This window comes from Photobacterium sanguinicancri (assembly GCF_002265265.1).
GTDB classification, from domain to species: Bacteria; Pseudomonadota; Gammaproteobacteria; order Enterobacterales; family Vibrionaceae; genus Photobacterium; species Photobacterium sanguinicancri.
This window is the reverse complement of record NZ_NOIF01000507.1, coordinates 1-384: the sequence shown is the minus strand read 5'-3', so window position 1 is coordinate 384 and position 384 is coordinate 1. Positions and strand designations below refer to the sequence as shown.

1 protein-coding gene is annotated in these 384 nt (G+C 53.4%); it reads left to right on the top strand.

Features of this window, described 5'->3' with window-relative positions; translation table 11 throughout:
- Nucleotides 1-58 precede the first annotated feature (58 nt).
- Nucleotides 59-384 (top strand): phage tail assembly chaperone G (gpG, locus tag ASV53_RS24860; protein WP_094959040.1); only part of this gene is annotated, 326 nt, incomplete at its 3' end.

Here is a 384-nt window from a genome sequence, read left to right as displayed (position 1 = left end):
TGAGTTTGCTGCGGTTGCAGAAATTACCGTCACCGCCAGTTAATCCGGAGAGTCAGCGATGTTCCTGAAAACCGAATCATTTGAACATAACGGTGTGACCGTCACGCTTTCTGAACTGTCAGACCTGCAGCGCATTGAGCATCTCGCCCTGATGAAACGGCAGGCAGAACAGGCGGAGTCAGACAGCAACCGGAAGTTTACTGTGGAAGACGCCATCAGAACCGGCGCGTTTCTGGTGGCGATGTCCCTGTGGCATAACCATCCGCAGAAGACGCAGATGCCGTCCATGAATGAAGCCGTTAAACAGATTGAGCAGGAAGTGCTTACCACCTGGCCCACGGAGGCAATTTCTCATGCTGAAAACGTGGTGTACCGGCTGTCTGG